Annotated in this window: 25 protein-coding genes and 3 tRNA genes; 6 read left to right on the top strand and 22 right to left on the bottom strand. The window is 59.1% G+C overall.

The genetic code is table 11. The annotated features are described in order from the left end of the window. Window positions 1-434: 434 nt before the first annotated feature. The 6 genes from CWI75_RS07815 to CWI75_RS07790 all read right to left on the bottom strand — a co-directional run bounded on the left by CWI75_RS07815 (window position 435) and on the right by CWI75_RS07790 (window position 5,121). Window positions 435-842, bottom strand: a complete 408-nt coding sequence (locus CWI75_RS07815; protein ID WP_146003560.1) for a hypothetical protein — start codon at window positions 840-842, stop codon at window positions 435-437. Window positions 843-1,194: 352 nt separating this feature from the next. Beyond that, window positions 1,195-2,238 carry an IS110 family RNA-guided transposase gene (locus CWI75_RS07810; protein ID WP_101520896.1) on the bottom strand — a complete coding sequence of 348 codons (1,044 nt, stop codon included), beginning with the start codon at window positions 2,236-2,238 and terminating at the stop codon, window positions 1,195-1,197. A 217-nt stretch (window positions 2,239-2,455) separates the two neighbouring features. Beyond that, window positions 2,456-2,543, bottom strand: a tRNA-Ser gene (locus CWI75_RS07805). A gap of 63 nt (window positions 2,544-2,606) precedes the next feature. Further along, entirely contained in the window at window positions 2,607-3,422 is an 816-nt protein-coding gene (gene queF, locus CWI75_RS07800; protein ID WP_101520895.1) for an NADPH-dependent 7-cyano-7-deazaguanine reductase QueF, read from the bottom strand. A gap of 11 nt (window positions 3,423-3,433) precedes the next feature. Continuing rightward, window positions 3,434-4,207: an ABC transporter permease gene (locus CWI75_RS07795; RefSeq protein WP_101520894.1), complete on the bottom strand. Its 774-nt coding sequence runs from the start codon at window positions 4,205-4,207 to the stop codon at window positions 3,434-3,436. Further along, window positions 4,204-5,121: an ABC transporter ATP-binding protein gene (locus CWI75_RS07790; protein ID WP_101520893.1), complete on the bottom strand. Its 918-nt coding sequence runs from the start codon at window positions 5,119-5,121 to the stop codon at window positions 4,204-4,206. The genes CWI75_RS07795 and CWI75_RS07790 overlap by 4 nt, the downstream gene beginning before the upstream one ends. A gap of 69 nt (window positions 5,122-5,190) precedes the next feature. On the opposite strand from CWI75_RS07790, the gene CWI75_RS07785 reads away from it, so the two are divergent. The 3 genes from CWI75_RS07785 to CWI75_RS07775 all read left to right on the top strand — a co-directional run bounded on the left by CWI75_RS07785 (window position 5,191) and on the right by CWI75_RS07775 (window position 5,874). Continuing rightward, the gene (locus CWI75_RS07785) at window positions 5,191-5,607 is read left to right on the top strand and encodes a PA2817 family protein (protein WP_101520892.1); all 417 of its coding nucleotides are present in this window, start codon (window positions 5,191-5,193) and stop codon (window positions 5,605-5,607) included. A 52-nt stretch (window positions 5,608-5,659) separates the two neighbouring features. Further along, window positions 5,660-5,735 (top strand) — tRNA-Glu (locus CWI75_RS07780). A 63-nt stretch (window positions 5,736-5,798) separates the two neighbouring features. Then, window positions 5,799-5,874 (top strand) — tRNA-Gly (locus tag CWI75_RS07775). A 37-nt stretch (window positions 5,875-5,911) separates the two neighbouring features. Here CWI75_RS07775 and CWI75_RS07770 read toward each other — a convergent pair. The 5 genes from CWI75_RS07770 to CWI75_RS07750 are packed head-to-tail and all read right to left on the bottom strand — an operon-like array spanning window position 5,912 to window position 8,934. Further along, complete coding sequence (locus tag CWI75_RS07770) at window positions 5,912-7,060, bottom strand: 4-phosphoerythronate dehydrogenase (RefSeq protein WP_101520891.1); 1,149 nt, start codon at window positions 7,058-7,060, stop codon at window positions 5,912-5,914. Next, window positions 7,057-7,638 (bottom strand): elongation factor P hydroxylase, encoded by a 582-nt coding sequence (locus CWI75_RS07765; protein WP_241521123.1) that lies wholly within the window; start codon window positions 7,636-7,638, stop codon window positions 7,057-7,059. The genes CWI75_RS07770 and CWI75_RS07765 overlap by 4 nt, the downstream gene beginning before the upstream one ends. Window positions 7,639-7,644: 6 nt before the next feature. Further along, complete coding sequence (gene tusA, locus CWI75_RS07760; RefSeq protein ID WP_101521027.1) at window positions 7,645-7,881, bottom strand: sulfurtransferase TusA; 237 nt, start codon at window positions 7,879-7,881, stop codon at window positions 7,645-7,647. Beyond that, a complete protein-coding gene (locus tag CWI75_RS07755) occupies window positions 7,878-8,135 on the bottom strand; it encodes a YheU family protein (protein ID WP_101520890.1) in 258 nt (85 codons plus the stop codon). Before CWI75_RS07755 ends, tusA begins: the two co-directional genes overlap by 4 nt. Before the next feature lie 4 nt (window positions 8,136-8,139). Next, entirely contained in the window at window positions 8,140-8,934 is a 795-nt protein-coding gene (locus tag CWI75_RS07750) for a class I SAM-dependent methyltransferase (protein WP_101520889.1), read from the bottom strand. 72 nt (window positions 8,935-9,006) lie between these two features. On the opposite strand from CWI75_RS07750, the gene CWI75_RS07745 reads away from it, so the two are divergent. Continuing rightward, complete coding sequence (locus CWI75_RS07745; protein WP_241521122.1) at window positions 9,007-9,534, top strand: glycine cleavage system transcriptional repressor; 528 nt, start codon at window positions 9,007-9,009, stop codon at window positions 9,532-9,534. A 22-nt stretch (window positions 9,535-9,556) separates the two neighbouring features. Here CWI75_RS07745 and CWI75_RS07740 read toward each other — a convergent pair whose 3' ends face one another. Genes CWI75_RS07740 through prmB form a run of 3 tightly spaced genes read right to left on the bottom strand, consistent with a single transcriptional unit; the run spans window position 9,557 to window position 11,863 of the window. After that, complete coding sequence (locus CWI75_RS07740) at window positions 9,557-9,781, bottom strand: hypothetical protein (RefSeq protein ID WP_101520888.1); 225 nt, start codon at window positions 9,779-9,781, stop codon at window positions 9,557-9,559. Next, window positions 9,778-10,905 (bottom strand): chorismate synthase, encoded by a 1,128-nt coding sequence (gene aroC, locus CWI75_RS07735; protein ID WP_101520887.1) that lies wholly within the window; start codon window positions 10,903-10,905, stop codon window positions 9,778-9,780. The genes CWI75_RS07740 and aroC overlap by 4 nt, the downstream gene beginning before the upstream one ends. 22 nt (window positions 10,906-10,927) lie before the next feature. Next, on the bottom strand, window positions 10,928-11,863 hold the full coding sequence (gene prmB / locus CWI75_RS07730) for a 50S ribosomal protein L3 N(5)-glutamine methyltransferase (protein ID WP_101520886.1): 936 nt from the start codon (window positions 11,861-11,863) through the stop codon (window positions 10,928-10,930). Window positions 11,864-11,969: 106 nt separating this feature from the next. Here prmB and folE point away from each other — a divergent pair, with 106 nt between their 5' ends. Beyond that, window positions 11,970-12,518, top strand: a complete 549-nt coding sequence (gene folE, locus CWI75_RS07725; protein ID WP_101520885.1) for a GTP cyclohydrolase I FolE — start codon at window positions 11,970-11,972, stop codon at window positions 12,516-12,518. On the opposite strand, the gene CWI75_RS07720 is transcribed toward folE, so the two are convergent. Together CWI75_RS07720 and htpG are read right to left on the bottom strand one after the other, a co-directional pair. After that, the gene (locus CWI75_RS07720) at window positions 12,515-13,135 is read right to left on the bottom strand and encodes a DUF4892 domain-containing protein (RefSeq protein WP_241521121.1); all 621 of its coding nucleotides are present in this window, start codon (window positions 13,133-13,135) and stop codon (window positions 12,515-12,517) included. The genes folE and CWI75_RS07720 overlap by 4 nt on opposite strands. A gap of 228 nt (window positions 13,136-13,363) precedes the next feature. Then, window positions 13,364-15,286: a molecular chaperone HtpG gene (gene htpG / locus CWI75_RS07715; protein WP_101520884.1), complete on the bottom strand. Its 1,923-nt coding sequence runs from the start codon at window positions 15,284-15,286 to the stop codon at window positions 13,364-13,366. Window positions 15,287-15,411: 125 nt separating this feature from the next. Between htpG and CWI75_RS07710 the strand changes: the two genes are divergently transcribed. Continuing rightward, window positions 15,412-16,914 (top strand): alpha/beta hydrolase domain-containing protein, encoded by a 1,503-nt coding sequence (locus CWI75_RS07710; protein WP_101520883.1) that lies wholly within the window; start codon window positions 15,412-15,414, stop codon window positions 16,912-16,914. A 143-nt stretch (window positions 16,915-17,057) separates the two neighbouring features. Here the strand turns inward: CWI75_RS07710 and sucD are convergent, their stop codons facing one another. The 6 genes from sucD to CWI75_RS07680 form a co-directional block, all read right to left on the bottom strand. Next, entirely contained in the window at window positions 17,058-17,933 is an 876-nt protein-coding gene (gene sucD, locus CWI75_RS07705; protein ID WP_101520882.1) for a succinate--CoA ligase subunit alpha, read from the bottom strand. Beyond that, window positions 17,933-19,102, bottom strand: coding sequence for an ADP-forming succinate--CoA ligase subunit beta (sucC, locus tag CWI75_RS07700; RefSeq protein WP_101520881.1), 1,170 nt, complete (start codon window positions 19,100-19,102; stop codon window positions 17,933-17,935). Before sucC ends, sucD begins: the two co-directional genes overlap by 1 nt. Before the next feature lie 110 nt (window positions 19,103-19,212). Beyond that, complete coding sequence (lpdA, locus tag CWI75_RS07695) at window positions 19,213-20,649, bottom strand: dihydrolipoyl dehydrogenase (protein ID WP_101520880.1); 1,437 nt, start codon at window positions 20,647-20,649, stop codon at window positions 19,213-19,215. Between the two features lie 23 nt (window positions 20,650-20,672). Next, window positions 20,673-21,932 carry a 2-oxoglutarate dehydrogenase complex dihydrolipoyllysine-residue succinyltransferase gene (gene odhB / locus CWI75_RS07690; protein ID WP_101520879.1) on the bottom strand — a complete coding sequence of 420 codons (1,260 nt, stop codon included), beginning with the start codon at window positions 21,930-21,932 and terminating at the stop codon, window positions 20,673-20,675. Window positions 21,933-21,953: 21 nt separating this feature from the next. Further along, window positions 21,954-24,812 carry a 2-oxoglutarate dehydrogenase E1 component gene (locus CWI75_RS07685; protein WP_206604672.1) on the bottom strand — a complete coding sequence of 953 codons (2,859 nt, stop codon included), beginning with the start codon at window positions 24,810-24,812 and terminating at the stop codon, window positions 21,954-21,956. 63 nt (window positions 24,813-24,875) lie between these two features. Continuing rightward, window positions 24,876-25,580, bottom strand: a complete 705-nt coding sequence (locus CWI75_RS07680) for a succinate dehydrogenase iron-sulfur subunit (protein ID WP_101521023.1) — start codon at window positions 25,578-25,580, stop codon at window positions 24,876-24,878. Between the last annotated feature and the right edge of the window lie 6 nt (window positions 25,581-25,586).

The following is a 25,586-nucleotide window of genomic DNA, read 5'->3' as shown; positions in this document are numbered from 1 at the left end:
GAACTGCATTAGGCGATGCAACGAGCCCAAACTTACCGCGTACTGCCGCACGCTCAAAATCATCCACGCGTGACATGTTGCCAAAACTACTTCGATCGCGAATTACCTGAAGAAATGACGGCAGTTGGTGCCGACATGTCCCGAAACGCACTAAAATCACTGGGGGCAGCCTCCAAGCTTTACGTGGAAGGGGTTAGCAGCATCCCCGCATCGACAATAAGCTCGGAGGCTTAATCGGTGATCAAGTCAACTTCATGCGATACAACGATCAGTGCACTCAGTACGCTCGCGCGATGCGATGCGATGCGATGCGATGCGATGCGATGCGAACAATATTACACCTTTCCGTATATCTGGGTATTGTCATTCGTTGAATGCCTGTCAGTGGTACGCCTGGAATCCAACCTAAATACATGGAAGTGGCAAGTTGCTGCTTACTCACTCACCACATTGGTTATGGCCACCGCGTCGGTCAGGTCAATCTTGCCCAGCAAAACCCTGTCTCGGTATCCGTCAAGCGAATCGTATTCCGGGTGATGGAGAGCCGGTAAATACAACATCTCGCTGCTGACCAATGCGATAGACGCGATCGCTGGCCTGAGCTTTCTTTGCGGTATTCCATTGACGCTACACTTGAATAACATGATTGGCGCCCATGATGGCCAAATGAGCGCCATCCACCACGGGAGACATAATGACAACATTGAAGCCAGTTTGGGCTTAAAATTGGGTTGAGTATTAAATTTTATTGGTTTATTCAATGCTTGGGGCACGTCCAGGCCACGAATATCCAGCATAGGGCGTTTACGCAGGACCAGTGATTCGCTGATCTGTGTAGACATGAAGAGAGGCGCAGCCAACTGGCAAACAAGCTAAGTAACCCACTGCTGATGGAATGGCATCATCAACAGGGTTTAGTGAAAACCGGTCCATCCCCCGTGTATGGACTCCTCCTCGTTTGCAAGGGGTTTGATCTCAGGCGGTAGGATCGATTGCTCACGTGTATTCGGTCTCCTGATCGTGCCAATGACACGGGACCTTGATGGGCTATTCGCGCACTGGCTCCCTAACGTTAAGACGGACTTTTCGCCCTTCGGGGGACTCGGGTTTTGCCAGCGCCGGTTCGACCTGTTTGCCGTCAATCAGACTCCTTCGCAATCGTTGGTAGGGTTGAACTCGCAGCCAGTCGCCGCGTTACTGCACCGGGGCGGTGACGTTGGACCAATTCGCATCATAGTCACGGTCATGACGCAGTAGCGCCCAGGCCATACGTGCGGTCTTATTCGCCAATGCGACAATAACAACATTCGCATGACATCTTTCTAATAGTGCATTAATCCAGCGACTTAGCGGGTCTGTCTTGCCTTTCGCGGCGTAGACCGCTGCTCTGGCTCCGTGGATCAGCAGTGTACGTAGATAAGCATCACCCTTACTGATGCCAAGGATGCGATCCTTGCCGCCCGTGCCCTGGTGTTTGGGTGTCAATCCCAGGGTCACCGCAAAGTCACGCCCGCGGCTAAAACCCTCGCCTGCCCCCAAAGCTGCTACCAGCGCTGTGGCAATGGTCGGCCCGACACCATTGAGCGTCGTGAGACGCTGCGCAGCCGGTATTTCCTTGACCATGTTGGCCAGCTCGTCATCGAGCATTTTGATGCGCTCATCGAGGTGGCGCAGATCCTCGGCTAGACCGGCCAGGATCCGACGGAAGCGTGAGCTCAGCCCGTTACCCGCATCTTCCAGCCAACATGGCAGCGCTTTACGCAAGGTATGGATGCCCAGCGGTGCCACGAGACCATACTCTCCAACAAGACCGCGTATCTGGTTCGCTTTCGCGGTACGCTGCTTGATTAACTCAGAGCGCACGCGATGTACTGCCTGTATATCTTGCTGTTCGGTGCTTTTGAGTGCGACAAACCGCATTGAGGGGCGACTCATGGCCTCACAGATCGCCGCGGCATCGTTGCGATCGCTCTTGTTGCTCTTCACATATGGCTTCACAAACTGTGGCGCCATGAGCTTCACCTGATGGCCACGTGCAACAAGCTCGCGGCCCCAGTGATGGGCCCCGGCACAAGCCTCTATGCCGACCTCTGCTCCCTCGGGCACACACCGTTGCAGTTCAGCGAGCCAATTGTCTCGACGCAGACGCTTTTGCCAGACCACATGGTCTCGGGCACCCACGCCGTGAACTTGATACACGTTTTTTGCCAAATCTACCCCAACTCGACTAATCTTCATCGCGGGTTCCTCCTCCTCGCTGGTGACTGTTGGACAGCACACTCAGTGTGGCACTTGATGCCGAAAGTGGGTGAGGAGGAGTCCATCCCATTGTTAAGTGGGTAGAGCCGGTAGAACCACCCATTGTGAATGGGGGCTGCAGTATGTTGGATTTTTTGTTGGTAACAATATCTGCTTAATTTTTATTTCTTATAAATCAATAGCTTAGATAGAATAGTGGCGGTGAGGGAGAGATTCGAACTCTCGAACGGTTGCCCGTTACACGCTTTCCAGGCGTGCGCCTTCGACCACTCGGCCACCTCACCATAACGGCGCGGATGATACCATAACCGGCAATGGTTGCCAGCGTCGGGCGGCATATTCGGCGACTATTGTCGTCCCAGGCGCAGATTCAGCGGCATCCCACCACCACTGCTGCGGTACGGATTGATATCAAGACCGCCGCGACGGGTATAGAACGCCTGCAGGTGCAGGAATTCCGGCGCCACACATTTTTGCAGATCCCGAAAGATTCGCTCTACGCACTGCTCGTGGAAATCCTGGTGTTCGCGGTAAGCGAGAATATAACTGAGCAGTGCTGCGTGCTCGAGGGCCGGGCCGCGATAGTGCAGCCACAGCGTGGCCCAGTCGGGCTGGCCAGTGACCGGGCACAGCGAACGCAAGAGATGGCTGTAAAGCTTTTCCTCTACAACGTCAGCACTACTACACTGCAGCATGGCGGCTTCGGGCTCACGACGCGGCCAGCGCCCGGGAGCGCCATCAATACAAATACCTGGCAATTGCCCACCGGCCAGGGCCGGGTCATCCACGGGGAACAGGGCCAGCGTGACGTTAGCGCCGGCAGCCGCACTCAGGTCACCGGTGATGCACGCGCACGCCGCCGCATCATCTGCAAACACGGCGTTATTGAGGGAATTGAGGTACAGCTTGAACGACTTGGATTCAACCAGGTTGGGGCTCCCGGCGGGAACGCTGAAACGCCCCACCCGCGCCTGGGCCTTGTCGTTCGCATCCAGCCACGAGAGTTCGTAAGCGTGCCAGATATCCGCTCCCTCAAAGGGCAACGGCGCCACCAGGCCCAGTTGCTCGCGGCCCTCCTGGCGGGGGATCGGGAACAACAGTTCCGGGGCGTAGTGGTCTACAACCGGCGTTTGTTTACCGAGTAACAGTTCGCTGGGCTTCACTGCCTGCTACCCTACTGGCGCAGCCGTGTGCCGGCGTTCAGCAAATGCATGCTATAGAACCAGGCGATAAGGGTGAATCCGGCGATCATGCCAAAGGCAATCGTCAGGCTCACGTCAGACACCCCCAGCACCCCATAGCGGAATGCATTAACCACATAGACCAGGGGGTTCAGCTTTGACACATTCGCCCAGAACTCCGGCAGCAGGTCCATGGAATAAAATACACCACCCAGGTAGATCAACGGTGTCAGCACAAAGGTGGGGATTATCGATATGTCATCGAAGTTGTTGGCGTACACCGCATTGATAAAACCCGCCAGCGCAAACAGCACCGAAGTCATCAACACGATCACCACCACGACAAACAGGTTGTGAATATGCAACCCGGTAAAAAACAGCGACACGATAAATACGATGATCGCCACCAGCAAACCGCGGCTGACACCCCCTATGACGTAACCCAGGAGGATTATGTAATTGGGGGTGGGCGACACCAGAAGCTCTTCCACGCTGTGGCTGAACTTGGAGCCAAAAAATGATGACACCACATTGGAGTAGGAATTGGTGACAATGGCCATCATGATCAGGCCCGGCACCACGAACTGCATATAGGTAAAGCCGCCCATTTCACCGATGCGCGAACCGATGAGCGAGCCAAAGATCACGAAATACAGTGACATGGTGATGGCCGAAGGCAACAGGGTCTGCATCCAGATGCGCAGGTAGCGCTTGATTTCCTTGCGCAGTATCGTCATCAGTGCAACAAGCTGTTCTTGCAGGGTCATGCCGCGCCCTCCACCAGGTTCACAAACATTTCTTCCAATCGGTTGGCGCGGTTGCGCATACTGCTGATACGAATACCGGTCTCGTTGAAGCGGGCAAACACTTCATTGATGTGCTGTCCCTTTTTCACTTCCACCTCCAGGGTGTTGTCATCGACACGATGCACACTGAATCCCTCGATCTCAATGGCTTCGGGCAGCGGGTCAACGCAGTCGAAAATGAACACCTCGCGGTGCAGGCGGCGCAGCAGGTCGCGCACCGAGCTGTGCTCGACGATCTCGCCATTGGTAATGATCGCAATATTACGGCACAGCGCCTCGGCCTCTTCCAGGTAGTGGGTGGTGAGGATAATGGTGGTGCCGTCCTCGTTCAGTTCCTTGAGGAAGTCCCACATGGAGCGCCGCATTTCGATATCCACACCCGCGGTAGGCTCATCAAGTATCAGCAGCCGTGGCTCGTGCACCAGTGCACGGGCGATCATCAGGCGGCGTTTCATGCCACCGGACAACATCCGCCCCGAGACATTGCGCTTGTCCCACAGCCCCAGCTTGCGCAGGTACTTTTCCGCCCTCTTGTGCGCCAACAGCGGCGGGATCCCGTAGTACCCCGCCTGGTTGACCACGATATCCAGGGCTTTTTCAAACATGTTGAAATTGAATTCCTGGGGCACAATGCCGATATTCTTCTTGGCACCAGCGAAATCGACGTCAATATCAGTGCCGTACACCGCCACCCGGCCGCTGGTTTTGGACACCAGCGAGCAGATAATACCGATCGTGGTGGATTTACCGGCACCGTTGGGCCCCAGCAGCGCGAAAAAGTCACCCTGCTGTACTTCCAGGCTGATCCCCTTGAGCGCGCGAAAGCCGCCGGTGTACTCCTTGCTGAGATTTTCGATAGTGAGTGCTGGTATCATGAATCCTCAGTCATAGTTGGAAAAGGAAAGCGCGCCATTGTACTCGCAATCGGCGCCGCAAACGAGATCATGAACGATACCCAATACCTGCAGTACTGCCGTAATCTCTGGCAACAGTTCAGCGATACGCTCAACAAGCGTTGCGCAAGCCTCGATGACGAGCATCCCCTGCGCCTGCTGGCGACGGAGTTTGCGCGCCTGGCGGACGACCAGGAAGACCTGTACCGGGACGGTCCTGACCTGATAATGCGCCTGTTCAGCCATCACCCTGAATTTGCACCCACCCTGCCACGGACGCTGCTCTGGTTCCTGGGGGGCGATTGCCTGCATGTGCTGACAGAAGAGGAAATCGCGGTATTCCAGCAGCTGGATGATGAGCGCCAGGCGTTCGCCACAAAGGGGGAAACCTTTGATTATGGTAGCGCGGCAGCGGCGCGTTTGCCGTTCGCCCAAGTTCCTCAACAAAAATCCGGCCAAAACTATTGACGCGCACGCCGTCTCTACCTAAACTGCGCGCCTCTTGATTGAGTCCTACTGCGTCCCCTTCGTCTAGTGGCCTAGGACACTGCCCTTTCACGGCGGTAACAGGGGTTCGAACCCCCTAGGGGACGCCACTCACTCAAGAGATACCTCGACGGCTCCAACACCGTTGTGGTAATTTTAGAAAGAAGTCGTATGCGGGAATAGCTCAGTTGGTAGAGCGCAACCTTGCCAAGGTTGAGGTCGCCGGTTCGAATCCGGTTTCCCGCTCCAACTTCCATGCGGTATACGCCGCATTCAATGATTCACCCTACCCCACCCGCTCCACCATCGCTCCCGTTGCCTCGGCCAGTGCAACCTGGTTCTCGTTGCTGATGAGTACCGTGCTGCCGGCCAATTCCCGGCGCTGGGGGTAATTGCGTCGCAGAGCATCAAAACCGCGCATCGCATCGGCCGCAGATGCACCCAGAACGGCCTCACGCAAGCGTTTATCATCCGCTGCAAGGTCGTAGCGCGCCTGCCAGAGAAAACGCAGTAGCGCACCGCCGGCAAGCTCTGCCGGTATCGATAATGACGCCGCAGGCTCAATTGAACCCGCACCCGGCTCGCCCAGGTTAAATCTCGTAGCCAGCGCCTCGGCCAGCATCCGCGTAGCTGCCAGTTTGGCATCGTGGCTGTATCCGGCAATATGCGCCGTACCATAGCGCGCCGCTGCCAGCAGCGCCGGCGGCACCAGGGGCTCGGCCTCCCACACGTCAAGCGCACATCGGGGTGGCTGCGATTGCTGCAGGCGCGCCAACAGGGCGGTATTGTCGATAACCGGGCCGCGACTGGCGTTGATCAACAGTGTTTTCGCGTCCATTGTCGCCAGCTCAGGCGCGGCCAGCAGGTGATAGCTCGGCCAGGGTGGTGCGCGGGTCAGGGAGGTATGCAGGGAGACCACACTACAATCGAGCACTTCCGCGAGTGCCGCGGGCTCAGGCAGCGTGTCGGCATCCAGCCAGGGGTCGTATTGCAGGCTGGCGATACCCACGGCACCAAGCCGCTGCGCCAGGGAACGACCGACATGGCCATAGCCGACAATGCCCACGCGTCCGCCGGCCAGCAAGCGCTCCAGCACATCATCTACACCGGCAATAACTGCCAGCACATACTCCACGACCGAATTGGCATTGGCACCCGGCGCAGCCGCAAAGGCAATGCCCCGGGCCGCCAGCCAGGCCGTATCGACGTGGTCCAGCCCGGCGGTTGCGGTCCCCACAAAACGCACCGGCGTATCTGCCAGCAACTGCTCATTCACCGGCGTTACCGAGCGCACCAGCAGCACGTCGGCATCCTCCAGGTCCGCAGCTTGTAACGATCGGCCCTCAACACTTTGCACAGTACCCCAATGGCCAAAGGTTTCCTCTACCGCGGGTATGTTGCGGTCGGCAACAATGTGTAGCCTGCTTTCAGTCACGGCAGGTCGACCGGGGAGAAACGCCAGGATTGCCAGGGCGTGTCGTTACCAAAGGCCTGTTGCAGGGCATGGCAGAATTGCTGTGCCCGCTGCCCCAGGCCGGCGCCCACCCGGCGCCCGGCCTCTGCGCATACGGCCTGCTTGAACACCGTATGGTCGGCGACTTCACCCTCCTCCGCCGGCAGGTTGTCCGTGCTTATGCGAAAGGGAAAACCACAGGCCCGTGCAAAGCACCACTCCAGCGCCTGCGGACCCACCTCTACCCGCTCAAACGCAGCCTGCTGCGCGGGATTGCGACCCTCGGGCGCATACCAGTAGCCAAAATCCGGCAACAACCGACGCTCGCGGCCGGCAATGCACCAGTGGGCGATTTCGTGCAGGGCGCTGGCAAAAAAATCTTCCCGGTACCACAGGCGGTGCGGCTCGCCCACCTCCACCGCCGGCTGGTAAAACGGTTCCGCCGCGCCACCGCACAGGACGGTATTTTCAGAGGCGGCAAAACAGGCGGCGAACAGCACTTCCAGGCGGCTGGCGCAGAATGGTTCGGCGGGGGAATACAAGCTGGCGGCAGCGATCACGGCCGCTCAGCTGCCCTTGCACAGCAGGTAGAGATAGTGGCCGTCCTGCTCCCGCTGTTCGCGCAGCTCGTGGCCCAGGAACGTGCAGAATTTGGGGATGTCGCGCAAAGTCGTGGGGTCGGTTGCGATAACCAGCAGGGTTTCACCAGGGCTGATATCGCGAATCCTGTTGTGCAGCATCATTACCGGTTCGGGACAAAACAGACCGGTCACATCGAGTATGTGATCGCTTTCGGGTTTCACGGCTCGCGGCACTCCCCCGCCAGCAGGCTGTCGGCGATGTCGCGGGGCATGATATCCCAGGTCTCGCTGTCACCGTCATAGAGCAGCACCAGGCGTCCGGCTGCAAGCTGCCGTTGCAGCTGCGCGGCCTTGTCATCCAGGCTGAGTTCGTGATTGCCATAATCGGTGCCGTCGCGACTGGCAAATTCCTCCAGCAGCGCGGCGAGCACCTCTGGCGCCAGCCGCTCCAGCGGTATTTCAATCAGCTGCGCCAAACGGTTATTCCGGCTTGACGAAGCGCAGGGTCATGCGGTCGCTCTCGCCGATCTCAACGAAATTATCCCGCCCCACTTCGCCACCGCGCAGTGCGGGCGGCAGTGACCATACGCCCGCCGGGTGATCGGCGGTATCCAGTGGATTGGCATTGATCTCACTGCTGCCGTCAAGCTTGAAGCCGGCGGCACGCGCCTGTTGAACCAGGTAATCCTGGTCGACATAGCCGGTTTTCGCCATTTCTTCCGGCGTGGTCTCACCCTGCGCGCGGTGCTGCACCACACCCAGCACGCCGCCGGGCCTGAGGGCGGTAAAGGCCGCCGCCAGTGTTTGCTCCAGCGTGCCCGTACCCATCCAGGAATGAATATTGCGAAACGCAAGCACCAGGTCAGCAGAGTCGGCGGGCGCTACCGTGGTCTCCTCAGGGGGTGCCAGCTGGGTAACAATCACCGGGCCATACAAGTCATGATTGGCAGCCAGTTTTTGCAGATACTTGCCCAGCGCATTCCGATAATAGGAGTGCGGGGCATTAAGGCCGAAATGTGCCGCATACAATGTGCCGTTATCGACTATCAGCGGTGCCAGTATTTCGGTATACCAGCCGCCACCTGGCGACAGTTCCACGACCGTCATGCCCTCGCGAATACCGAAAAACTCCAGGGTTTCGCGAGGATTGCGGGAAACGTCCCGGATCTTGTTGGCATCTGCCCGATGGTCGCCCTGCAGGGCGGTCTTCCAGTCAAGGGCGGCGTGGGCGGGTGCCATTATCAATGCGAGTACAAGTGCGATACTGTATTTCATGGTCTGTTCCTTCTGCCGGGTGGTTTTGCGGGTTAATATACGGGCTGTAGCAACGAAAGTGGAGCTTGATTTGTGGAAACGTCTTTTATCGTAACCTTCATCGGCGATGATCGCCCGGGGCTGGTTGAGCAACTGTCCTCTGCCATCGAGAGCAGCGGCGGCAACTGGCTGGAGAGCCAGTTATCCCAGCTGGGGGGGAAGTTTGCCGGGCTGGTACTGGTGTCGCTGGACGAAGATGCCGGTGAGGCCCTCGAGGACACACTGAAAGACCTCGCCAGCAGCGGCCTCAGCGTTCGTGTCACCCCCGCCGGCAATGCTGCCGGCATGCGCCCAGACGGTGAAGGCCGCAGAATACATCTTGCCGTGCTGGGGCCGGACCGGCCGGGCATCGTGCGTGAAATTGCGCGGGCACTGGCAACGGAGCAGGTCAATGTCATTGACATGGAAAGCAGTGTGAGTGGCGCGCCAATGAGTGGCGAGCCTCTGTTCCAGGCCCGCATTACCGCAGAGATACCGGCCAATGCCGCGCTGGAGACGCTGTCCGAAGCGCTCGACGCCATTGCGGAGCAGATGACCCTGGAGATCGATCTGGGAACCTGATCGCCGCTGGGTTGCATGCCGCTTACTTCCCGCCGCGCCTGAACAGACGGCGCAGCAGGACCCAGATCCCGGCCGCTGCTGCAGCCAATACGATCACCCCCAACGCAACAATGAGGCTCGCAATAAAGAATTCGAGTAGTGTTTCGTCGGGGATTTCGAACAGGTCCATTGCTGCCCACAAGAGTGCGCCCATCGCGATAACGCCCAGGATAGTGGTACGCAGATAACGACGATTGGCCCTGCTCATGATACCCCCTTCGCAGCCCGGTCGGGTTCGACGGCAGCAGGCAGCACCGGCGTAGTGCAGTTAACGTCCATATTCTGCCCACGATGACGCAGCACATGGTCCATCAGCACAATCGCCAGCATGGCTTCGGCGATGGGCGTGGCGCGGATACCGACACAGGGGTCGTGGCGCCCATGGGTGGACATTTCCATCGCATCACCGGCGGTATCAATGGTAGCGCCCGGCTGGCGGATACTGGAGGTGGGCTTCAGTGCCAGGCTCACGGTAATGTCCTGCCCGCTGGAGATGCCACCCAGTATGCCCCCTGCATTGTTACCGCTGAATCCCTCGGGGGTGAGCAGGTCGCGATGTTCGCTGCCGGACTGTTCCACGACGGCAAAGCCGGCACCAATCTCTACACCCTTGACCGCGTTGATGCTCATCATGGCGTGGGCAATGTCGGCGTCCAGGCGGTCAAAGACCGGCTCGCCCAGGCCGGGCATCAGGCCGCTGGCAACAACATTAATGCGCGCGCCAATGGAGTCACCCCGTTTATTCAGCGCCGCCATGTAATCTTCCATGGCCGCAATCTTGCCGGGATCCGGGCAGAAGAAAGGGTTCTGTTCCACCACACTCCAGTCGAGCACTTGCGCTTTCACCGGGCCCAGCTGGGCGAGATAACCCCGCACCTGAATGCCATAGCGTTCGCGCAGGTACTTTCTGGCGATAGCGCCTGCGGCCACTCGCATGGCCGTCTCCCGCGCCGAGGATCTGCCGCCGCCACGATAATCCCGGAATCCGTATTTATGCTGGTAGGTATAATCGGCATGGGCCGGGCGAAAAGTCCCGGCGATATCGGAATAATCCTTGGAACGCTGGTCCGTGTTCTCGATCAGCAGACCGATGGAGGTTCCGGTGGTCCTGCCCTCAAAAACGCCGGACAGGATACGCACTTCATCTGCTTCGCGACGCTGGGTCGTGTAGCGCGACGTCCCCGGCTTGCGCCGGTCGAGGTCGCGCTGCAGATCCGCCACGTCCAGGGGCATACCAGGGGGACAGCCATCGACAATACAGCCCAGGGCCGGTCCGTGGCTTTCACCGAAACTGGTCACCGTAAACAGCTTGCCAATCGTATTGCCCGCCATAGTGCAATGGCCTCCCTCGAAATCAGTCTAGTATAAGCGATCGGTGCAGGCTTTCCCTGCATTGACGCAACTCTTTCGCCGTTAATACCAACACCCCATGCCCACCCTGTTCGAACTCGACCCAGGTGAAAGGTACCCCAGGGTAGGCATGCTCAAGCGCTTCCCAGCTGTTGCCCACCTCCAGCACCAACAAGCCCCAGGGGTGCAGAAACCCTTCCGCCTGCGCCAGCAACCGCCGGGTAAGATCGAGACCGTCATCCCCCGAGCCAAGCGCCAGGGCCGGCTCATGCTGGTACTCCGGCGGCATGGTTGCCAGGTCACCGGCGTCAACATAGGGAGGATTGGCGAGCACCAGGTCGTAACGCTCACCCCCCAGCGCGCTGAACAGGTCCGACTGCAGGGTACGAACGCGCTGGTGCAGCCCCAGTAGAGCGATGTTGTCCCGCGCAAGAGCCAGTGCATCCGGGTCCAGGTCCAGCAGGTCAACCTCGCAATCGGGCAGGTACCAGGCACTGGCCAGACCGATACAGCCGCCTCCACAACACATATCCAGGATACGCGTTGGCGACGGCCCGCTGTACCACGGCTCAAATCCGCACAGGATAAGCTCCGCGAGTGGCGAGCGCGGGATAATCGCACGCTCGTCACAGTGCAAACGAAGCCCGGCAAACCAGGCATGGCCGAGCAGATACGGCAGCGGCACCCGCTCGTCAATACGTCGTTGCAACAGCGCAGCCATGCGCGCGGCCTGATCCGCGGCCAGCGGTTGGGCCAGCACCGTATCATCGCTCTCGGCGGGCAATTCCGCCACAGCCAGTACCAGCTGCACGGCCTCGTCCCAGGCGCTGTCCGTGCCGTGCCCGTAGTATACTTCAGCGGCGGCCAGGGCCCCGGCGACCTGCTCCAGGGCATCGCCTACGGTGCCGGCAGAAGCCAGTGTTGTGAATCTGTTTGTCATCGCGCAATTGTAACCGATCAGGGCCTGTCTGTTTGCCTAAAAAAGCGGTGGTTGCTACTATCCGCAGCCGTGCGAGCGTGCAGCATAATTCTCAGGGAGTACCGACGTGGAAGAGCATTGGGCACACATTATTGAAGCGATCGGTGAAGACCTGTCGAGACCGGGTCTGGCCGATACGCCCAAGCGTGCCGCCAGGGCCTTTGAGTTTTTAACCCGGGGCTATCAGCAGTCGGTGGAAGAAGTGGTCAACAACGCCCTGTTCCCTTCGGCATCCAGCGAGATTGTGCTGGTACAGAACGTGGAACTGTACTCATTGTGCGAACACCATATGTTGCCGTTTATCGGCAAATGCCACGTGGCCTACATCCCTACCGGGAAGGTTCTGGGTCTGTCCAAGATTGCGCGTCTGGTCGACATATTTGCACGTCGCCTGCAGATTCAGGAATCACTGACCATGCAGATTGCAGAAACCATCATGGAAGTTACCGGGGCCGATGGCGTGGGCGTCATTATCGAAGCACAACACATGTGCATGATGATGCGCGGCGTGGAAAAGCAGAACTCAATCATGAAGACCTCGGCGATGCTGGGCAGCTTTCGTACTGAGCCCAAAACCCGGGATGAGTTCCTGTCACTGCTACAGCTCGGGCGCTAACCGGCGCCCCGCTCTACCACCAGTTCAGGCTGTGGTGTCAGGTGCAACAGGTCAATGTGCAGGTATTGCCGGTCTGAAGAGCGCGCCGCGCTGTACAATACCAGCCGGTAACGGTCCTCGTTAACACGCACACTGTAGACGCGATAGCGCTGGTCGTCCGCCCGCCCGTACAGCAGGCGCTCGCCAAATACACGATTGGCCCATTGCGCGGCGGAACCACAGGCGCGTCCGTTGCAGGAGAACAGCAGCTGGGCCGCATCCTCCGCTGCCTCCAGGCGCTGCTCCAGATCTGCCAGCACGCGGGCAGAGGCGAAACTGTCGACAATCTGCCAGGTGTACCGCGCAAGCTCACCGTCCAGGCGCTCGGTCTGCCTGAATATCCAGTCGCCCGAACGTTTATTCATCGCGCTCAGGCCGATCTCGTGATCGCGGACAGTACTGCTGCTCGACTCTATACGCTCGGCGTGAGGAAACGCATCCAGTCGCTCTATCAGCACTGCAGGATTGAAGGGTTCCGCCGTGACCCAAGCACTGGCTGAAACCAATGCAACGCCCAGTGCCGCGAACACGACGAGCGCCGCTGTCGTTCCACGCCAGATAGATCTGGAATTAGTCAACAATACCTCCTGATAGCTCAACCGCCTTGAATCCTGGTCAACCACGTAGTCCACGTCGCCGCCAGTGGACCCTCATCATATCACCGAACCTGGCCGGAACCCGGCGCAGCCGATGAAGAATGTCGTACAAAGCATTGACCAACAGCAGGAGAGCAACAAAACTGCCGCGACCCGGTGCCCGCAAGGGAACCGGCCGCGGCATGACGGGCCACTATCCGGCGGTTCTGCTCAGGCTTTGCTCATCTGCAACAGCAGTGCATTCAGCCTGCTGACAAAGCTGGCCGGGTCTTCCAGCTGGCCGCCCTCCGCGAGCGTGGCCTGGTCCAGGATAACCTGGCCAAGATCGGCAAAGCGCGCCTCGTCCTGCTCGCTGTCGAGCATTTGCAGCAGCGGATGAGCAGGGTTTATCTCCAGGATCGGTTTGCTGTCCGGCACCGGCTGGCCGGCCGCTTCCAGGATACGCCGCATTTGCGCGCCCATGTCGTAATCACCCACCACCAGGCACGCAGGCGACTCGGTCAGGCGTGCGGAGGGTCGCACCTCGGAAACGCTGTCACCCAGCACCTTGGTCAGGCGTTCCACCAGGCTCTCACTTTCCTTTTCCAGTTTTTCCTGCTCGGCCTTGCCTTCTTCGGAATCGTCCTGCAAATCAAGTGCGCCGCGGGCAACATCCTGCAGGGGCTTGCCATCAAATTCCTGCAGCTGGTTCATCAGCCAGTCATCAACGCGGTCGGTGAGCAACAAGACTTCGATGCCCTTCTTGCGAAACACCTCCAGATGCGGGCTCTTGCGCGCGGTGTTAAAGTTCTCGGCTACTACGTAATAGATTTTTTCCTGTCCTTCCTGCATCCGCGCAACATACTCGTCCAGCGACTGATCCTGGTCAGCCTGGTCGGTATGGGTGGTGGCAAAGCGCAGCAGCTTGGCAATTTTTTCCTTGTTGGCCATGTCTTCCGCCGGCCCCTCTTTCAGGACCTGGCCGAACTCCTTCCAGAAAGTGGCATAGTCTTCCCCGCCTTTTTTGGCGAGCTTTGAAAGCATATCGAGGACCCGCTTGGACAGCGCGCTGCGCATTGCATCCACTGAGCTGTCACGCTGCAGAATCTCCCGCGATACGTTCAACGGCAGGTCATTGGAATCCACCACGCCCTTGACGAAGCGCAGGTACAGGGGCAGGAACTGCTCGGCTTCGTCCATGATGAAAGTGCGCTGCACGTAGAGCTTGAGCCCCCGCGCCATCTCACGATTCCACAGGTCAAAGGGTGCCCGCTTGGGGATATACAGCAGGCTGGTGTACTCCTGCTTGCCCTCGACCTTATTGTGGCTCCAGGTCAGGGGATCATCGTAATCGTGGGAAATATGCCGATAGAAGGCCTTGTACTCGTCGTCGGTGATTTCTGCGCGGGGCCGGGTCCACAGGGCAGTCGCCTCGTTAACCGCCTCGTATTGCGGCTCGGGTGCTTCTTCCGCTGTCTCTTCGCCTTCCGGCGCAGGCGGCGTTGCGGGCTGCAGCATTTCTACCGGCACGGCAATGTGATCAGAGTATTTCTTGATCACGCTGCGCACCCGCCAGTCGTCCGCAAACTCAGTCGCGGTCGGTTTCAGGTGAAGGGTTATGCTGGTACCACGGGTGTCACGGGGCAGGCTCTCGATGGAGAACTCTGACTCTCCATGGGACTCCCACAGCACGCCGGCATCGGCGTCATGACCAGCCTTGCGGGTGTGCACTTCAACCCGGTCCGCGACGATAAAGGCCGAGTAGAAACCCACGCCGAACTGGCCGATGAGCTGGGAATCCTTTTTCTGGTCGCCGGTCAGGTTCTCGAGAAACGCGGCGGTGCCGGATTTGGCGATAGTACCGAGGTGATCGATCACCTCTTCACGGGTCATGCCAATACCGTTATCGGTAATGGTGATCGTATTGGCGTCCTTGTCCACGTCCACGCGAATCGCGAAATCGCCCTGGCCTTCCAGCAATGATTCATCGGCCAGTGATGCGAAACGCAATTTGTCGATCGCGTCGGAGGCATTGGAGATCAGTTCCCGCAAGAAGATTTCCTTGTTGCTGTACAACGAGTTAATCATCAGGTGCAGCAGCTGTTTCGCCTCGGTCTGGAAGCCCAGTGTTTCTTTTTTGATGTCAGCGGTCATGGTTCCCTCGTATACGGTCTGAGAATATAGATTGATACCCTACAACCTAGACAGATGGGGTTCGGGGTATAGCTTTTCAAGTACCGGAGAGGCATATTGAAGGATAACCAACCGGAGACCATGGCATGAAAGACAATAAGATACGCCTGACACTCGCCCTCGGCTTGACCGCCGTGCTGCTGGCTGCCTGCAGTGACAGCAATGACAGCCCGGCTACTCCGGTAGAGCCGACCTTCCTGGCCATTGCGCAGCCGCTGGTGGAAGATCCGCCCGAGGTCGGCCAACCCTCGCTGCTGGCGACTACTTTTGACCTGGCCGATGTGGGCTACGAGCAGCGTGAATTTTTCCTTTCCGGTGACGCCAGCGCCTTTACCAATCTCAGTGAACTGGGTGTGGACGGAGCCTGGGAGGTGGAAGCCGGCGAAACCGCCCCTTACCGCACCCGGGTAATTATCTACCGTCCAATCGACCCTGCTGATTTCAGTGGCACCGTCATGATGGAATGGCTGAATGTCACCGCCGGCTTTGAAACCCCGCCCAGCTACGGTTCGGGCCACGTGGAGATATTGCGCAGCGGCCATGTCTGGGTCGGTGTGTCAGCCCAGCTGATTGGGATCGAAGGCTCGGACCGGGGCCTGCTGCCCCTGCACCTGAAGGCGGCAAATCCCGAGCGCTACGAGAGCCTGGCCCATCCGGGTGACAGCTTTTCTTACGACATATTTTCCCAGGCAGCCCAGGCCCTGCGCGAGCCGGAAACAACAGACCTGTTGCCGGGGCTTGCGGTTGAGCGACTGATCGCGCTGGGCGAGTCCCAGTCTGCCGGGCGCCTGGTCAGCTATATCAACGCCATACAACCGCTGTACAACCCCTTTGACGGTTACATGGTGCACAGCCGGGGTGGCAGCAGCTCGGCCCTGGCCCAGGAACCACTCACCGCAATCCCTACGCCCGACGGTGTTCGTATTCGTACCGATATCAATGTACCGGTCCTTAACTTCCAGACCGAAACCGACCTCCTTGTACTGGGATCGGTAAGCAGCCGCCAGGATGACAATGACAGGTTTCGCCTGTGGGAAACCACCGGCTCCGCCCATGGTGATTATTACTCTTTTGTATCCGGACGCGCTGATACCGGAGAAGATCCGCAATTTGCCGTGGTGGTTGAGGTGGATTCCATCTTCGGTTTTATCAACTGTGACCAGCCGATGAACGCCGGTTCCATGCCCTGGATCTTCAACGCCGCCCTGCGCTCACTGGACACCTGGGTGCGCGACGGCACCGCACCACCCGAGGCCCCAAGGCTGGATCTCAATGACAGCATGACAGCATTTATCAAGGATGAGCTGGGCAATGTCACCGGTGGTATCCGGACCCCGTATGTCGATTCGGCCGCTGCCATTCTGTCCGGTGAGAACCAGTCGGGACGTGAATCTTTCTGCTTCCTGTTTGGCAGCACTGCACTGTTTGATGCGACCCAAATGGCGCAGCTGTACGTGGATCAGGCAGGTTACGAAGCGGCTGTCAGTGAAGCGGCGGATGATGCCGTTGCCAAGGGCTTTCTGCTGGCAGAGGACGCGGAGCGCATCAAGGCTGCCGCCACCCTGCAATGGCAGGCGTTGGGAACGTAAAACGCCCGCGGAGCGGGCGTTTGGGATACCGGCGGTCCGGCGGTCCGGCGTACCGGCGTTCCGGCGTTCCGGCGTTCCGGCGTACCGGTCAAACCGGCTTTCTATCTTACCAGGCTAGCCGCCCGCCGTCAGGCGGGCGCCTTTCATTTCCAGCCTGTCACGGCCGACAGGCCACTGCCGATTTCAGCAAGGCTGCGCACGGTTTTCACACCGGCATCTTCGAGGGCCTCAAACTTTTCGTCAGCGGTACCCTTGCCTCCGGAAATAATCGCGCCGGCATGGCCCATACGCTTGCCCTTGGGTGCCGTTACCCCGGCAATGTAGGACACTACGGGCTTGCTGCAATTCGCCTTGATCCAGGCGGCGGCCTCTTCCTCTGCGGTACCGCCGATTTCACCGATCATTACGATCGCCTCGGTGGCGGGATCTTTTTCGAACATGGCCAGGATGTCGATAAAGCTGGAACCGGGAATCGGGTCACCACCAATACCTACACAGGTAGACTGGCCAAAGCCGGCATCGGTAGTCTGCTTGACTGCTTCGTAGGTCAGGGTACCGGAGCGGGACACAATACCGACCTTCCCGGGCAGGTGAATGTGGCCGGGCATGATGCCGATCTTGCATTCGCCGGGGGTGATGACACCGGGACAGTTCGGGCCGATCAGGCGTACGCCCAGTTCGTCGCACTTCACTTTTGCATCAAGCATGTCCAGGGTCGGGATGCCTTCAGTGATACAGACGATCAGCTTGATACCGCTGTTTGCCGCTTCAAGGATGGAATCCTTGCAGAAGGGAGCCGGCACATAAATGACGGATGCCTCGGCGCCGGTGGTATCAACCGCATCGGCCATGGTATTGAACACGGGCAGGCCAAGGTGCTGCTGGCCACCCTTGCCCGGCGTTACGCCGCCGACCATGAGTGTTCCGTACGCAATAGCCTGCTCGGAGTGAAACGTACCCTGCGAGCCGGTAAAGCCCTGGCAGATAACCTTGGTGTTCTTGTCGATCAGGATGCTCATCAGGCTGCTCCTCCCGCTGCTTTAACTGCCTGCTGGGCAGCATCTGTAAGGCTGGTGGCAGCAATAATATTCAGGCCGCTATCGGCCAGGACCTTGCGCCCCAATTCGGCGTTGTTGCCTTCAAGGCGAACGACGACCGGTATCTGCACACCGATCTCCTGCACGGCACCAATCACGCCTTCGGCGATCAGGTCACAGCGCACGATGCCACCAAAAATATTGATGAGTACGGCCTTGACCTTGTCGTCGGAGAGAATGATCTTGAACGCTTCGGACACCCGCTCCTTGGTCGCGCCGCCCCCTACATCAAGGAAGTTGGCCGGTGCACCACCGTGCAACTTGACGATATCCATGGTGCCCATCGCCAGACCTGCGCCGTTCACCATGCAGCCGATGTTGCCGTCCAGGGCAACGTAATTCAGCTCCCACTTGGCAGCATCAGCCTCGCGCGCATCTTCCTGTGAGGGATCGTGCATCTCGCGCAGTTTGGGCTGGCGATACAGGGCGTTGCCATCCACACCCAGTTTGGCATCCAGGCAGTGCAGGTTGCCTTCGCTGGTGATAACCAGAGGGTTGACCTCAATCAGCGCCAGATCCTTGTCCTTGAACAGCTGGGCCAGGCCTATGAAGATCTTCACGAACTGCTTGATCTGCTCCCCTTGCAGGCCGAGCCTGAACGCCAGCTCACGGCCCTGGTAAGGCTGCGCGCCCACCAGCGGATCAATGATCGCACGCAGGATTTTTTCCGGGGTCTCTTCGGCAACCTTCTCAATCTCGACACCACCTTCGGTGGAGGCCATGAACACGATACGCCGTGTACCGCGGTCAACAACCGCGCCAAGATAAAGCTCCTCGGCGATGTCGGTGCAGGTTTCCACCAGGATCTTGCTGACCGGCTGGCCACCTTCGTCGGTCTGGTAAGTTACCAGCTGCTGGCCCAGCCACTTGGCGGCGAAATCGCGCACCTCATCGGTGGTTTTTACCAGCTTGACACCGCCGGCCTTGCCGCGGCCGCCCGCGTGCACCTGGGCTTTAACCACCCACATATCGCCGCCGATAGTTTCCGCTGCCTTAACCGCGTCTTCCGGGGTATCAACAGCATACCCCTTGGATACGGGCAACCCGTATTCGGCAAACAGCTGTTTGCCCTGATATTCATGAAGATTCATGCTTTATCCTGTGTGCTACGTTATGTACTGGAATGGGTTCCGGGAACCCATGCCCCCAAGTGCCTCGACTGCGCAATAATTGATTTTATGCGCGCGCGCCCGGGCAAAGTCTACTTGCGCTGCTTGCGATTGGCGATATGGATCGCATGACCGTTTACCGCCAGTGCAGCTTCATGAACCGTTTCCGACAGCGTTGGATGGGCAAACACTGTCAGCGCCAGGTCTTCCGAACTGGCACCAAACTCCATTGCGATGACAACCTGCTGCACCAGGTCTGCCGCCGAGGGCCCCACAATGTGGCAGCCGAGAACCCGGTCCGTTTCCTTGTCCGCAAGAATCTTGACAATACCATCGGTATCGTTCGCCGCCATGGCGCGACCGCTGGCGGCAAACGGGAAAACCCCCGCCTTGTAACTGATACCATCGGATTTAAGCTGTTGCTCGGTTTTACCTACCGCGGCTACTTCCGGGTGGGTATAGATCACCGATGGGATGCAATCGTAGTTCACCTGGGCGGGCTTGCCGGCAATACGTTCGGCGACCATCACGCCCTCTTCCGAGCCCTTGTGGGCAAGCATAAGACCACGAACCACATCGCCCACCGCATAGACGTGAGGCGCTTCGGTGGCACAGTAGTCGTTGACATAAATAAAGCCGCGCTCATCGAGGGTAACACCACAATCGGTCGCCAGTAAGTCTTCCGTGCGCGGGCGGCGGCCCACGGACACGATCAGCTTATCGAACACTTCAACGTGTTCCTCGCCACCGGCAGTGAAAGTGACCGACACCTTACCGTCCTTGACTTCGGTGCCCGTGACCCGGGCTCCAAGGCGAATATCCAGGTTCTGCTTGCGAAAAATCTTGCCCGCTTCCTTGGCGACCTGGCTGTCCATCATGGGCAGCAGCTCGTCCAGGGCCTCGAGCATCACCACTTCCGCACCCAGGCGGGCCCAGACGCTGCCAAGTTCAAGACCGATGACACCCGCGCCTATCACGCCCAGGCGGGTGGGCACTTCGGTGAACTCCAGTGCACCGGTGGAATCGACGATACAGTCGTTGTCGATCGGGGCGGGTCCAATGGCAATCGGCACCGACCCCGCAGCAATAATAACATTGCCGGCGTCAAGAATACTGACCTTGCCTTCCCGGTCAGTGACCTCCACCTTGGCACCGGCGAGAACCTTGCCGCGGCCCTGGATCGGGGTGACACCATTGTGCTTGAACAGCCCGCTGATGCCACCGGTGAGCTGGTCGACAATCTTGTTCTTGCGCGCCAGCATGGCCGGCACATCCATTTCCGCCGACTTCACAGTGATGCCGTGCACCCCGAGGTGTTCTTTTGCCTCAACAAATTTCTGGCTGCTGTCGAGCAGCGCTTTCGAGGGGATGCAACCCACATTCAGGCAGGTGCCACCGAGGCGCACCTTGCCATCATCATCCAGCCACTCTTCCACGCAGGCAGTGGACAGGCCAAGCTGGGCTGCCTTGATCGCCGCCACATAACCGCCGGGGCCGGAACCTATTACCACTACATCATAGTCAGACATTGCCTTTCTCCCACATGAGTCAGTTACAGCTGCAGCAGGATGCGCGCCGGGTCTTCTATAAGGTCCTTGACCGCAACCAGGAACTGCACTGCGGTCTTGCCATCGATCAAGCGATGATCGTAGGAGAGTGCAAGATACATCATCGGCTGGATAACCACTTGCCCATTCACAGCCATGGGCCGCTCCTGGATCTTGTGCATTCCCAGGATACCGGTTTGCGGCGGGTTCAGGATCGGGGTTGACAACAGCGAACCGAAAACGCCGCCGTTGGTTACCGTGAAGGTGCCGCCTGTCATGTCGTCGATGGTGAGCTTGTTGTCCCGGGCGCGCAAACCAAGGTCACGCACCGCTGCTTCGACATCCGCCAGGGTCATGAAATCCGCATCCCGCAGTACCGGCACCACAAGGCCGCCGGGGGTGGAGACCGCCACACCGATGTCCTGGTAACCATGATAGACCACATCGCTGCCGTCAACGGAGGCGTTCACTTCCGGGAATCGCTTCAGTGCCTCACAACAGGCCTTGACGAAAAACCCCATGAACCCCAGACGGGTGCCATTGTGGGTTTTCTCGAACTTCTCCTTGTACTTTTCCCGCAATGCCATGACCGGCGCCATATTGACCTCGTTGAAGGTGGTCAGCATCGCGGTTTCGCGGGTGGCTTCCAGCAGGCGCTCGGCGATGCGGGCCCGCATGCGGGTCATCGGTACGCGTTTTTCAATACGCTCCCCGGTCGCCTCCGCAGGTACCTGCGGCAGGCGGTCGGCAGTGGCGGGTTTGCCGGACACGGGTTTGTTCGCCGCCTTGTCCGCTGCGGGGGCCGGCGTGGCTTTTGGTGCCTCGCGCAGGTGGGTCAGCACGTCTTCCTTGGTTACCCGACCACCCTTGCCGGTACCCTTGATGGTAGCGGCGTCGAGTTTGTGTTCCTCAACCAGCTGCCTGGCCGCAGGGCCCATGGTCGCCTCGGCCCCACCGGTATCAGTATTGGCGGCGGTATCGGCGGGAGCCTCGGCCCCGGATGCTCCGCCTGCAGCGGCGCCTGCGGTTGCCGGCTCCAGTGTTGCCAGCAACTGCTGGCCCTGGATGGTCTCTCCCTCCCGGGCATGGATTTTGCCGATCACACCATCTTCAGGCGCTGTTACTTCCATCACGACCTTATCTGTCTCAATCTCGACAAGTAGCTCATCGCGGGTAACTGCCTCGCCCTCCTGCTTGTGCCAGACCGCGATTTCTCCATCTGCGACCGACTCGGGAAAGGCTGGCGCCTTTATTTCAATAGCCATTTCGATTCCTTTGAAAAAACCTTATCTTTGCCGTGGCACAACAGGTGCCAGGGCTTCATTAATGAACTCTTCCTGCTGTGCAAGGTGCAGTGCCATGTAACCCGCTGCCGGCGCCGCGGACGGCTCCCGCCCCACATAGCTCAAATACACCCCGGTACGATGCGAAAACAGTACCCGCCGCATGTGGTGCTGGCTCGAATACCAGGCGCCCTGGTTTTGCGGCTCTTCCTGGCACCACACCGCCTCGGTGATATTGGGATAACCACTGAGCACGTCCAGCAGCTCGGCCTCCGGAAACGGGTACAGCTGCTCCAGGCGGACGATGGCGATATTATCAATGTCGCGCTCGCGCCGCGCTGCCCGCAGGTCGTAATAGACCTTGCCGCTACAGAGGATAATCCTGGCAACGGCCTGTTTATCGATGGGGTCGGTCTCATCCAGCACATTATAATAATGGCCATCGGCGAGATCTTCCAGCGACGATACCGCCTCCTTATGGCGCAGCAGACTCTTGGGCGACATCACCACCAGGGGCTTGCGCACCGGCCTGATCGCCTGGCGGCGCAACATATGGTACACCTGAGCCGGGGTGGTCGGCACACAAACCTGGATATTGTGCTCGGCGCACAACTGCAGGAAGCGCTCCAGACGGGCCGAGGAATGCTCCGGGCCCTGCCCCTCGTAACCGTGGGGTAGCAACATGGTCAGCCCGCACAGGCGCGACCATTTGTGCTCACCACTGGTAATGAACTGGTCAATTACCACCTGTGCCCCGTTGGCGAAATCACCGAACTGCGCTTCCCATATCACCAGCCCGGTGGGGGACGTCGTGGAGTAGCCGTATTCAAAAGCCAGAACGGCTTCTTCCGAAAGCAGGGAATCAAGGATACAGAAATCGGCCTGGTCCTCCCTGATGTGCTGCAGTGGGATATACCGGCTGGCGTCCTTCTGGTTGTGCAGTACCGCGTGGCGGTGCGAAAAGGTGCCGCGACCCACATCCTGGCCGGTCAGGCGCACCGGATAGCCGGCCTGCAGCAACGTGGCATAAGCAAGGGTCTCTGCCGCCCCCCAGTTCAGCGCCAGTGCACCGGCGGCCATCTTGCGCCTGTCTTCCAGAATCTTGGCCACTTGGCGCTGCAGGGGAAATCCCTCGGGAGCCACGTTGATATCGTGAGCCAGGGCCTGTAACGCCTGCAGGTCCATGGAGGTGTCGTACTCCATGTTCCACTCGTGACCCAGGTAGGGTGTCCAGTCGACAAACAGGCTGGGGTTCGGTTCCGACACCAGCCCACTGACCAAGGGCTTGCCACGGTCGAGAGACTCCCGGTAGCCGTTCACCAGGCGCTCATCCTCTTCGGCCGTGATCACCCCCTGCGCTATCAGTTCGGCGGCATAGAGATCGCGGGTCGTCTTTTGTTTGCGGATGCGCTCGTACATCAGTGGCTGGGTCACCGATGGCTCATCTGCCTCGTTATGGCCACGGCGGCGGTAGCACACCAGGTCGATGACCACATCGCGGTGGAACGTATTGCGGAAGTCGCCCGCCAGCTGGGTCACGAAATGGACCGCCTGCGGGTCATCGGCGTTCACGTGAAAAATCGGTGCCTGCACCATCTTGGCAATGTCGGTACAGTATTCAGTGGAGCGCGCATCCTCGCGATCACTGGTGGTAAAGCCAACCTGGTTGTTGAGTACAATGTGCAGGGTACCACCGGTTTTGTAGGCCCGGGTCTGGGACATCTGGAAAGTCTCCATGACCACACCCTGGCCGGCAAACGCTGCATCACCGTGGATAACAATCGGCACTACGGTATTGCCGACCGGGTCCCTGCGCCGGTCCTGCCGGGCGCGTACCGACCCTTCGACCACCGGCGACACAATCTCCAGGTGGGAGGGGTTGAACGCCAGCGCCAGATGCACTTCACCGCCGGGGGTCATGACATTGGATGAGAACCCCTGGTGATACTTGACATCGCCGGATTTGTCGTAAACCACACGGCCTTCGAATTCGGCAAACAGGTCGGATGGGTTTTTGCCGAAGATGTTCACCAGTACATTGAGACGGCCGCGGTGGGCCATACCGATAACGATTTCCTTGGCACCATAGGAGCCGCTGCGCTGAACCATTTCCGAGAGCATCGGGATCAGTGACTCGCCGCCCTCAAGGCCAAAGCGCTTGGTACCGGGATATTTGGAGGCGAGGGACTTTTCCAGGCCTTCGGCCTTGATCAGGCTGCGCAACAACTGGGTACGCATATCATCCGAATAATTGGGAGCGGAACGCACCGACTCCATGCGCTGCATGATCCAGTGCCGCTGCTCCGTATCCACGATGTGCATGAACTCGGCGCCAATGGTATGGCAGTAAGTACGCTCCAGCGATTCGACAATCTCACCGAGGGTGGCGTCGGTCTTGCCGATATACATATTGCCGGTCTGGAACACGGTCTCCAGGTCGGCGGTAGACAGCTTGTGAAACCCCAGGTCCAGGTCGGGAACCGGGTCTCGCATGTGCAGGCTGAGGGGATCGAGACTGGCTTTCTGGTGACCACGCTGGCGATAGGCCGATACCAGCTGCACCACTCTTACCTGCTTGCGCTCGTACTCGGTCGCCTGGGAGTCGTGTGCGACTGTAGCCTCGGTGCGCACTCGCATTTTACTGATCTGGGCAAACCGATCGCGGATAATCGAATGCGGGACATCCTGCAAAGTGCCGTGGGGCGATTCCACCCGGGGCAGCTTTTCAAAGTATTCTCGCCACTGCTCCGGGACGCCATTGGGGTCCAGGAGGTAGGATTCATACAAATCCTCAACGTAAGTGGCATTGCCACCTGCGATGTGCGAGCTCTTGCGCAAGAGCTCCATCGAACTATGTTCCATCATTACCCTTCCGGGGTTGTATTAGGCCGGCACTGACCCGGCTGGTCTTGCCTCGTTGTTGGTTCAGGTAGCCCGCGTTAACAACATGGTGCGGATGTGGCCAATGGCGCGGGTCGGGTTGAGACCCTTGGGGCACACATTGACACAGTTCTGGATCCCATGGCAACGAAACACGCTGAACGGGTCGTCCAGCCGTGACAGGCGCTCATCCGTTGCGGTATCGCGACTGTCCGCCAGGAAGCGATAGGCCTGCAGCAATCCGGCGGGGCCGACAAAGCGGTCGGGGTTCCACCAGAAAGAGGGGCAACTGGAGGAACAACAGGCGCACAGGATGCACTCGTAAAGGCCGTCCAGCTTGGCGCGATCCTCCGGGGTCTGCAGACGCTCAATGGCAGGTGCCGGCGTATTGTTCTGCAGAAACGGCTGGATCTTTTCATATTGTGCGTAGAACATGCTCATGTCCACGACCAGGTCGCGTACCACGGGCAGGCCCGGCAGTGGCCGGATCACCAGCTTGTTCTTGCGCACTGTGGCCGACAGCGGCGTAATGCAGGCAAGGCCATTCTTGCCGTTGATATTGACGCCGTCGGAACCGCACACACCCTCGCGGCAGGACCGGCGATAGGTTACCGAGCTGTCGCGCGCCTTGAGCTGCTCCAGCACGTCCAGCACCATCAGGTCGCGACCCTGGGTATCGAACTCGAAATCCTCCATGTAGGGCTGCTGGTCGGTTTCCGGGTTGTAACGATAAATACTCACTTGCAGCATTTCCAT

The organism is Kineobactrum sediminis (genome assembly GCF_002868715.1).
GTDB lineage: Bacteria > Pseudomonadota > Gammaproteobacteria > Pseudomonadales > Halieaceae > Kineobactrum > Kineobactrum sediminis.
The sequence above is the reverse complement of the archived record's forward strand: the minus strand, read 5'-3'. Positions and strand labels throughout refer to the sequence as shown.

What these genes read in the sequence shown, in the direction of transcription:
- CWI75_RS07785 (WP_101520892.1), top strand. Translation starts at nt 5,191, where the DNA reads ATGAACGATACCCAATACCTGCAGTACTGCCGTAATCTCTGGCAACAG.
- odhB (WP_101520879.1), bottom strand. Translation starts at nt 21,932, where the DNA reads ATGGCTATTGAAATAAAGGCGCCAGCCTTTCCCGAGTCGGTCGCAGAT.
- CWI75_RS07795 (WP_101520894.1), bottom strand. Translation starts at nt 4,207, where the DNA reads ATGACCCTGCAAGAACAGCTTGTTGCACTGATGACGATACTGCGCAAG.
- CWI75_RS07710 (WP_101520883.1), top strand. Translation starts at nt 15,412, where the DNA reads ATGAAAGACAATAAGATACGCCTGACACTCGCCCTCGGCTTGACCGCC.
- lpdA (WP_101520880.1), bottom strand. Translation starts at nt 20,649, where the DNA reads ATGTCTGACTATGATGTAGTGGTAATAGGTTCCGGCCCCGGCGGTTAT.
- CWI75_RS07685 (WP_206604672.1), bottom strand. Translation starts at nt 24,812, where the DNA reads ATGGAACATAGTTCGATGGAGCTCTTGCGCAAGAGCTCGCACATCGCA.
- htpG (WP_101520884.1), bottom strand. Translation starts at nt 15,286, where the DNA reads ATGACCGCTGACATCAAAAAAGAAACACTGGGCTTCCAGACCGAGGCG.
- aroC (WP_101520887.1), bottom strand. Translation starts at nt 10,905, where the DNA reads ATGGCGGGCAATACGATTGGCAAGCTGTTTACGGTGACCAGTTTCGGT.
- CWI75_RS07815 (WP_146003560.1), bottom strand. Translation starts at nt 842, where the DNA reads ATGTCTACACAGATCAGCGAATCACTGGTCCTGCGTAAACGCCCTATG.
- CWI75_RS07790 (WP_101520893.1), bottom strand. Translation starts at nt 5,121, where the DNA reads ATGATACCAGCACTCACTATCGAAAATCTCAGCAAGGAGTACACCGGC.
- prmB (WP_101520886.1), bottom strand. Translation starts at nt 11,863, where the DNA reads ATGACAAACAGATTCACAACACTGGCTTCTGCCGGCACCGTAGGCGAT.
- sucC (WP_101520881.1), bottom strand. Translation starts at nt 19,102, where the DNA reads ATGAATCTTCATGAATATCAGGGCAAACAGCTGTTTGCCGAATACGGG.
- CWI75_RS07740 (WP_101520888.1), bottom strand. Translation starts at nt 9,781, where the DNA reads ATGAGCAGGGCCAATCGTCGTTATCTGCGTACCACTATCCTGGGCGTT.
- CWI75_RS07810 (WP_101520896.1), bottom strand. Translation starts at nt 2,238, where the DNA reads ATGAAGATTAGTCGAGTTGGGGTAGATTTGGCAAAAAACGTGTATCAA.
- sucD (WP_101520882.1), bottom strand. Translation starts at nt 17,933, where the DNA reads ATGAGCATCCTGATCGACAAGAACACCAAGGTTATCTGCCAGGGCTTT.
- CWI75_RS07750 (WP_101520889.1), bottom strand. Translation starts at nt 8,934, where the DNA reads ATGAAATACAGTATCGCACTTGTACTCGCATTGATAATGGCACCCGCC.
- CWI75_RS07680 (WP_101521023.1), bottom strand. Translation starts at nt 25,580, where the DNA reads ATGCTGCAAGTGAGTATTTATCGTTACAACCCGGAAACCGACCAGCAG.